This window comes from Proteiniphilum sp. UBA5463 (assembly GCF_002427225.1).
GTDB lineage: Bacteria > Bacteroidota > Bacteroidia > Bacteroidales > Dysgonomonadaceae > Proteiniphilum > Proteiniphilum propionicum.
The window spans coordinates 24,989-33,125 of record NZ_DIQL01000023.1 but is presented as its reverse complement, the minus strand read 5'-3'; the positions used below and the strand labels follow the sequence as shown (position 1 = coordinate 33,125).

Sequence of the window (8,137 nt, the reverse complement as noted above, 5' to 3'; positions counted from 1 at the left end):
TCATGTTTATTGTATGAGAAGAATTGTTGAAAGTATGCTGCCGATAGAACGAGAGCTGTTTTTTGCCTTAAATGGCAGTGATTCGGTTTTTCTCGACAATGTGATGTGGACAATAAGTGGAAGGTTTGTATGGATACCACTTTTTTTGTTTATATTCCTGCTCTTTTTCTATAAAACAAAATGGAATAATGCACTGCTGGTATCAATTTTCTTTATCATTGTTCTAGTCCTTTGCGATCAGATATCTTCATCGTTGTTCAAACCTCTGTTTGAGCGTCGCAGGCCGACTCATCACATCGATTTCAGAAATTTGGTCGATATTGTTAACAATTACAGAGGTGGTATGTACGGTTTTATTTCAGGGCATGCTACAACAAGTTCAGGCTTAGCCGTTTTTATCTCACTTGTTTTAAAATATCGTGGTGTTTCCATTGCTACGGTTGCATGGGCTGTGTTATACAGCTATACCCGTATTTACCTTGGTGTACATTTTATTACAGACATTCTGGCCGGTATGATTGTGGGTGTTATTATAGCAATTCTTTTATATAAATTATTTAACTGGTCACGAAATAAATTTATTTTTTCCCCAATATTTGAGCGAACTGTCGTCTTTAGTAGGAAACATGGTATTATACTGTCACTATTTATTACTATCTATATTATTCTCTTGATTATTTTTAGTCCTTTTTTGTCAACTTTACCTCATTGAGCTGTGTTATAAAAAAAGGAGTATTATTTCGCAAATATTTTATTGAAATAGTTTGGAATATCTGTTTTTTTAAGTAAGTTTAGGGCACGAAATAGATCCTGAGTGTATTATCAAAATAAAAATAAAAAGCCATGGCAAGAACAATCACTTTTAATGAGTTAAGAGAATTGAAAGACAAGCTCCCCGATGGTAGTATCCACCAGATAGCATCGGAATTGGACATGAAACCCGAAACCGTAAGGAACTATTTTGGTGGATACAATTACAAGGAAGGCAATAGTGTAGGAATACACATTGAACCCGGTCCGAATGGTGGTATTGTTGTTCTCGACGATACCACTATTTTTGACAAAGCATTGAAAATATTAGGGCTTAAGGATTACCCGGAACCGAGTCCGGTAAATATTGAAGAGACAGAGTGAATTAATTATAAGCCCAATATATGTAATCCGGAGGGGTAGGGTAATTGGGCTTTTCTCTTTAAAACAAACCAAGCGTCCGTTGTCTATATTCAATGGATGCCATATAATGTAATAGTATGGCAAAAGAGAGTAAAAAAAGCAACACACATGATGAAAAACTGGTAACGGTAGCCATTCATACTTACGAGAAAGCTTGTATATTAAAATCAATTTTAGAGTCTGAAGGTATTCCGACAGTTATTCATGGCATTAAGATGATAGAACCGGTAATTCCGGGAAATGTGCGTGTAAGAATTAATGAAAGCGATCTTCCCAGGGCACTCCGTATTATTGAAGATGTGGACTTTGTTTCACACGAAGTTGCTGAGGAACTAGAAGAAACTAACCGCGAGATACTTATTCCCGTCGACTTTTCCGATTATTCCCTTAGCGCCTGTGAATTTGGTTTCCGTCTGGCAAGCGATATGGATTGCACTGTAAAGCTGCTGCATGCTTTTTTTACACCCTTCTACCCGGCATCTGTCCCCTTTGGAGACTCTTTCACACTGCAGGCAACCGACAAAGATCTTTATCACGATGTGAAAAACAAAACAGAAGAGGAGATGAAGATCTTGGTAAAAAAGATAGCCGATGAAGTAGCTTCCGGTAAATTACCCGACGTACCTTATAAAACGATGTTGATTGAGGGGCTTCCGGAAGAGGAGATAATATCATATTCAAAAAAGATGCGTCCTGCGGCCATTGTAATGGGCACGAGAGGAAAGAATGCCAAGGAGCTGGATCTTATAGGGAGTGTTACTGCTGAAGTTATGGATGGTTGCACAACACCCATTTTCGCTGTTCCTGATGGGGCAAAGGCAAGAGCTCTCACAGAAATGAAGACTATAGTTTTTCTAACTAATTTCCGTGAACGCGAATTCAAGGCGTTCGATATAATGATGAAGTTTCTTAAACTTTATCCTGTGAAGGTTTATCTTGCACATATTGCCAAAAAGGAGGATATATGGAATGAGATAAAACTTTCGGGTATTCAGAAACGTTTTTCGGAAATCTATCCGCAACTGCAGACAGAGTATAAACTGATAGACCAGAGCGAGGGGTTGGAAGTTACTCTCGATAAGTTTGTGGAGGATAACAAAATAGATATGATCTCCCTGTCGAGCTCACGCAGGAATATTTTCGCCAGGATGTTTAACCCGGGTATCGCCAGAAGGATGTTGTTTCATTCAGATACACCGCTGCTGGTTATAAAGGGGATGTAAGCCGTGTAACTTGAACATAGTGACGTGAACTTATACTAAAACGGGGGTGGAATCAGTTTGTGGATTCACCCCCGTTTTAATATTAATCTATTGGGAAACTGGTTGGAATATATAACCTCTCAAAATAATTGTTTCAGGTTTTATGTATCCTTTAATTCAGAGCTGATGAATTATTTGAGACCCAATTTTGTTTTCACTTGCTGTGTGATGTTTACAGCTGTTGTAGAGTTCACATACACAATAGGTGATTGCATGGTAGATATGTCAAAGATATAAGTGTAATTGTTTTCGTCACCTACTGACTTGATGGCATCTGCAATCTTTTTGTTCACAGGCTCGAGTAGCTGCTGCTGTAATTGACCCATCTCCTGTTGGCTGTTTTGAAGATATACCTGGTATCTTTCCTGAATCTGGGTAAGCTGTTTTTGCCTGTCTTGCTGTATGGCTTCTGAACCAGCAGGGGTCTTATCAAATTCCTCTGCTTTTTTATTGAATTCATCCACTAATGCCTGTCCGTTTTTATTGATTTCTTCCTGTTTGGTGGTCAGTTTGGTTTCTATTCCAGGTAGTTCGGGCATAGCAGAGAAAATCTCCTGTGCATTGAGATATGCGATTTTAACATCTTGTGCAACAGCAGCTAAAGGAGCCAGTGCAATAATAATAATCAATAATTTTTTAAACATGATTTCTATATCTATTTTATAAATTTAAAACTCTGTGGAAAACCGGGTACAAAGATAAGATATTTTTTTCAATAGCCTAATTTAGAGAGCACTTGATCACTAATATCTATACTGGGTGATGCAAAAATAATTGATGAGGCAGATGCCCTGTCTACAACAATGGAGTAGCCTGATTCTAATGAAATATCTTTAACCGCTTCATATATACTATCCTGTATAGGCTTAATAAGTTCTTCCCTCTGTTTATACAGTTCTCCCTGAGGGCCAAAGTATTGGTTACGCAGCTCCTGAATAGCATTTTCTTTGGCCACAATTTCATTTTCGCGTTTTGTCTTTTCATTCCCGGCAAGAAACACCAGGTCGGCCTGATATTTTTTATACATGGCATTAACGCTTTCAACTTCTGTATCAACTTCTTTCTGCCACTCTTGTGATAAAGCTTCAAGCTGTTTGTTAGCGTTTTCATATGAAGGAATTTTTTTCAGGATATATTCCATATCAATAAGTGCATATTTCTGGGCATAGCTGTTCCCTAGAGAAAGCGCCATAAATAAACAGGCAAAAAATAGCATTTTTTTCATACGATTCCTTTATTTTTCAATATGTTATTGTATTCTGATAATAAAGACGGTTTATAAAGAGAAACGTTTACAGATGTATAAGTAAATTATGTTAATAACGGCTGAAAACTATTAGATAACAATAATTTGTAAATGACATGTATTCCAAATTGTCGTTTAAAACTATTTTCTGTAACTTAATCAGAATTCTTGTCCGATAATGAAGTGGAACTGGCTTCCGCCTTTCTCTCTGTTCCCACGTCCGTAAACAGTGTCAAATCCGTATGCCCAGTCTATCCCCATTAAACCGATCATTGGGAGGAATATACGTACTCCTGCTCCAGCAGATCGTTTCAGATCGAACGGGTTAAGATCTTTTGCATTCCACCATGCATTCCCCGCTTCTATGAATGTAACTCCATAAATAGTTGAGTTAGGTTCAAGGATAAACGGATAACGCAATTCCACACCCAGGCGTGTATAAGCCCTTGCTTGTGTAGCGATTGAGTTGTTCTCATATCCCCTCAAAGCCACATTTTCAGTAGCGAAAGAACTTGTGTAGCCGCTCATCCCGTCACCACCCACATCGAATGTTTCAAAAGGAGTCTGTTTGTGTTTGTTATAGTGTCCCAATATGCCGAATTCAACTCTTGTTGCTATCACAGGAGTCCTTGTAACCGTTAACGGGGTAAGGGGTGTGAAAGTGCGTATTTTTAACTTCCACTTGTGATATTCGTTCCATTTATATTTTTCAGGGTTGTTATATGCCATTTTGGCATAGTCGTTTCCGTCCCATAAAGAGAAAGGAGGTGTGGCGTTGACGCTGAGTGTAAACTGTGATCCCGTTCTCGTATAGATGGGGTTATCCGTTGATATGCGAGATAAAGTAAGACCAAGAGTGATACTGTTGCTCGCTCCTGTCTGGAAAGGAAACTGGTTATATGACCAGTTTTTAAGATCATACCGTTGGTATCCCAGTTCAGCCATAATCTGGAAATAATCGTCCGGCCATTCAAGTCGTTTCCCGTACCCTACTGATAATCCGAACATATTAAATATCTGGTTGGGGTCGTATGCATACTCCATCATATCCTGGTAACCATAGCCTCCATAGCCTCCATAGCCTCCACCATAACCTCCGTACCCCCCCCCGTAATATGGATAACCTCCGTATCCGTACATGTATGGGTTATAATAGGTGTTTTGGCTGTAATAACTTTCGTTTAGCCCTGTATATCTTGAAAAGTAGGCGTTTATTGAAAAATGATTCGGCCTTTTCCCTCCAAACCAGGGTTCCACGAATTGAAATTGATAGGATTGATAATAGCGGCCATTTGTCTGTGCGCTTAATACCAGCGTTTGCCCTTCTCCCTGGGGGATGATACCCCTGCGCATCGACGGGTTCAGCAGGTTTTGCAAAGAAAAGTTGTTAAGACGCAAACTAAGTTTACCTACCAGTCCGGTAACACCCCATCCGGCAGAGAATTCAATCTGGTCGTTTCCTTTCGATGTCAGCGGATAGGTAATATCCACGGTCCCATCATCCGGATTGGGGTTTATTCCTCCTGAAATGTCGGCAGAAAGAGCTTCAGGATCGAAGTGGCCGGTTTGGGCTATCTCACGTACTGAACGTAAAAGGTCCTCTTTGCTGAATACGGCACCCGGTTTTGTCCTCAATTCGCGGCGGATCACATCTTCGTACAAGCGATCGTTTCCCTGGATAATAACTCTCTTTATAGTCGCTTTTGGCCCTTCAACAACACGAAGTTCCAGATCAACAGAATCATTTTCGATATTAATCTCAACAGGGTCAATATTCGAGAAAAGGTAACCGTTGTTCTGGTAAAGATTCACTGCTGCATCTTCGTCGCTTATAAGCCTTTCCTGCAGTTTTTTCTGATTATAAACGTCGCCGGAAGACATATTCAATAATTGAGTCAGTTGTGAAGATGGATATTGAGTATTACCTACCCAGTTGATTGAACGTATATGGTAAAGTGGCCCTTCTTCTACCAGAATATCTATGTTGACCGTTTTTTCGTTATGTTTATATACTGTATCGCGAATAATTTCAGCGTCCCGATATCCCTTCTCATGATACTTATTAAGAAGGTTTTTCTTATCCTCTGCATAGAGATCTTCCACAAATTTCTTTGCGCGGAAAATATTTCTGATTTTTCCTTTCTCATTGGTTTTTTTCATCGCGCGTTTCAACTGATTATCAGAAAGGGCTTTATTACCTTCTATGCGGATACTGTTGACCTTGATTTTTTCCTTTTTATCCACTGCAATTTCAAGTATCACCTGGTTTTTTTGAGTGGCATCGGGGCGCTGCATTACCCTTACTTCAGCATCGCCGAATCCTTTTTCAGAAAAGAAACTTTTAATTATTGTCTCGGCTCTGGCTATCTGGGGTGGGGTTATCTGATTACCTTTAACAAAACCTACTTTTTTTTCAATTTCCTCCTGTTCACTTTTCTTCATTCCTGAGTAATGGATGTCGGTTACCCTCGGACGGTCCGTAAGGCGGATCTCCAACCAGACGCTGTCTCCCTCAATTTTTGTCTGCAAGATCTTTACATCGGAGAAAAGGCCCTGCTTCCAGAATCTTTTTAGGGCATTTGTGATATCTTCTCCGGGGATCTGTATCTTTTGACCTCTTGATAGCCCCGAAAAACCAACGAGGACGAATTTCTGATCTTCATACATTGTTCCCTCAACACCCGTTACGTTAATATCGGCAATATAATATTTCTTGGGTGGCGCGGTGTAGTTCACAGTGAGTTCACGTGGTACGGAAGAGCGTACAGTATCAATGGCCTGCGCAAGCGACGCCGACTGTGACAATATTATAAATAACAGAAGTAAATTGAATATTTTCTTCGACATTGTGATAAATTTCTTTGCAACGACTCTCTTTTGTTCTGTATGGAACTATTATTGTTAGATCTCAATCTGTTCACTGATTTTACCGTATCTTCTTTCTCGCCCCTGATAATCAAGGATAGCTTCGTACAATTCTTCTTCTCCGAAATCGGGCCAGAACGTTTCCGTAAAATAAAATTCCGCATAAGCACATTGCCAAAGAAGAAAATTACTTATTCGTTGTTCTCCGCCTGTTCGTACCAGTAGGTCGGGATCAGGGAAATCGCGTGTGGATAGATAACTGCCAATGGTTTCTTCATCAATATCTTTTTCCTGTAAGACACCTTTGGCAACGTCGCCGGCGATTTTTCTGGCGGCATTTGTCAGCTCCCATTTCGATGAATAACTTAATGCAATCACCATGGTAATACGTGTGCCACCCTCCGTATCGCGGATACATCCTTCTAAAGCTGTCCTGGCGTACTCAGGCAATCTATTCATGTCGCCTATACACAGAATCTTGACTCCATTCTTTTTTAACTCGTCAGTTTCCCTGGAGATGGCATATACCATTAAATCCATCAGCCCACTAACCTCTTCACTGGGACGATTCCAGTTCTCAGTAGAAAAAGCATAAAGTGTAAGATATTGAACAGATGCTTTGGCTGAGGCTTCAACTATTTTTTTTATAGCTTTTACACCTTCTTTATGCCCTTCGCATCTATCAAGGCCTCTGGCTTTTGCCCATCGTCCGTTACCGTCCATAATAATAGCTATGTGGACGGGAATGCGGTTTTTATCTAGTTTGTCAAATAACGACATCTCTATTAACGGCTATATAGTTAATTACCATGACACGGATCATTGCGCATTCCGAATTCCCATGTCAGGTAAATCATAGTTAATGAATACCAATCCCGGTTTTTTAGGATACTGCTTTCAATTCCGTATGGATTCTTTAAGCTCCATTCCTCATCTGTTCCGGTAACATCGAAATCGTCGCCAAACAGTTTACGAAAAGAAAACTCAAAACCGATATGCAGTCTGTTTTTTAATTTACATTTAAAACCTGCCCCAAAAGGCAAGTTCGCATTCAGGAACTCACTTTTACCCGTGGCATACGTCACTCCGGTGCCGGCAAACAGATAGGGGGTATATCGTTTAGTGCCTCTGTAAGCAAACTTATCACTGTAGGGGAAGAAATTGAACTCCACCTGAGCCCCTATCTCCGCGAATGTACGGTGAAAAGATGCCTTTTGGTCAAAAGGAAACCTGTTTCCCGAGTCTTCGCTGTTGCCTGAAACTGTTCCTGCAATAAGGTTCGCCTTTATTGCCCAATAAAAGTTGATGTTATATCTGAACAGGATACCGCTTGCTATGCCCGGGTTGAGATAAAGTTTTGATCTATTGGCATCACCCATATAAAACGATGTCCCCGCTGCTCCGCCAATCTCATATTTATAATCCTGGGGAAACATGTATGCAGAGAATGTGATAAATAGAAGGGTGAACACCCAAAAAGGGATAAAATTTGATTTTTCTTGAATTTTCATTCTTTCGTTACTGATTGGGTTACTCTACCCTTATTAACGAAGAACAGGTTCATAAATTATCCTCTTACAACAAATGTTTA

The 8,137-nt window shown here is 39.9% G+C and carries 8 protein-coding genes; 3 read left to right on the top strand and 5 right to left on the bottom strand.

Features of this window, described 5'->3' with window-relative positions:
• From B3B27_RS03880 to B3B27_RS03870, 3 genes are all read left to right on the top strand, one after another.
• A partial coding sequence (locus B3B27_RS03880) for a phosphatase PAP2 family protein (RefSeq protein WP_286846899.1) occupies nt 1-712 on the top strand: 712 nt, incomplete at its 5' end.
• Between the two features lie 131 nt (nt 713-843).
• A complete protein-coding gene (locus B3B27_RS03875; RefSeq protein ID WP_238868466.1) occupies nt 844-1,134 on the top strand; it encodes a DNA-binding protein in 291 nt (96 codons plus the stop codon).
• A gap of 116 nt (nt 1,135-1,250) precedes the next feature.
• On the top strand, nt 1,251-2,396 hold the full coding sequence (locus B3B27_RS03870; RefSeq protein ID WP_238868467.1) for a universal stress protein: 1,146 nt from the start codon (nt 1,251-1,253) through the stop codon (nt 2,394-2,396).
• 170 nt (nt 2,397-2,566) lie between these two features.
• Here the strand turns inward: B3B27_RS03870 and B3B27_RS03865 are convergent, their stop codons facing one another.
• From B3B27_RS03865 to B3B27_RS03845, 5 genes are all read right to left on the bottom strand, one after another.
• Nucleotides 2,567-3,079: an OmpH family outer membrane protein gene (locus B3B27_RS03865; RefSeq protein ID WP_238868468.1), complete on the bottom strand. Its 513-nt coding sequence runs from the start codon at nt 3,077-3,079 to the stop codon at nt 2,567-2,569.
• A gap of 68 nt (nt 3,080-3,147) precedes the next feature.
• Nucleotides 3,148-3,660: an OmpH family outer membrane protein gene (locus B3B27_RS03860; RefSeq protein WP_238868469.1), complete on the bottom strand. Its 513-nt coding sequence runs from the start codon at nt 3,658-3,660 to the stop codon at nt 3,148-3,150.
• Between the two features lie 180 nt (nt 3,661-3,840).
• Entirely contained in the window at nt 3,841-6,528 is a 2,688-nt protein-coding gene (gene bamA, locus B3B27_RS03855) for an outer membrane protein assembly factor BamA (RefSeq protein ID WP_238868470.1), read from the bottom strand.
• Between the two features lie 54 nt (nt 6,529-6,582).
• A complete protein-coding gene (locus tag B3B27_RS03850; RefSeq protein ID WP_286846897.1) occupies nt 6,583-7,326 on the bottom strand; it encodes an isoprenyl transferase in 744 nt (247 codons plus the stop codon).
• Nucleotides 7,327-7,346: 20 nt separating this feature from the next.
• Nucleotides 7,347-8,057 carry a DUF6089 family protein gene (locus B3B27_RS03845; RefSeq protein ID WP_238868472.1) on the bottom strand — a complete coding sequence of 237 codons (711 nt, stop codon included), beginning with the start codon at nt 8,055-8,057 and terminating at the stop codon, nt 7,347-7,349.
• Nucleotides 8,058-8,137 lie beyond the last annotated feature (80 nt).

Coding starts and splice junctions, on each gene's coding strand:
- B3B27_RS03875 (WP_238868466.1), top strand. CDS start 844: ATGGCAAGAACAATCACTTTTAATGAGTTAAGAGAATTGAAAGACAAG.
- B3B27_RS03870 (WP_238868467.1), top strand. CDS start 1,251: ATGGCAAAAGAGAGTAAAAAAAGCAACACACATGATGAAAAACTGGTA.
- B3B27_RS03865 (WP_238868468.1), bottom strand. CDS start 3,079: ATGTTTAAAAAATTATTGATTATTATTATTGCACTGGCTCCTTTAGCT.
- B3B27_RS03860 (WP_238868469.1), bottom strand. CDS start 3,660: ATGAAAAAAATGCTATTTTTTGCCTGTTTATTTATGGCGCTTTCTCTA.
- bamA (WP_238868470.1), bottom strand. CDS start 6,528: ATGTCGAAGAAAATATTCAATTTACTTCTGTTATTTATAATATTGTCA.
- B3B27_RS03850 (WP_286846897.1), bottom strand. CDS start 7,326: ATGTCGTTATTTGACAAACTAGATAAAAACCGCATTCCCGTCCACATA.
- B3B27_RS03845 (WP_238868472.1), bottom strand. CDS start 8,057: ATGAAAATTCAAGAAAAATCAAATTTTATCCCTTTTTGGGTGTTCACC.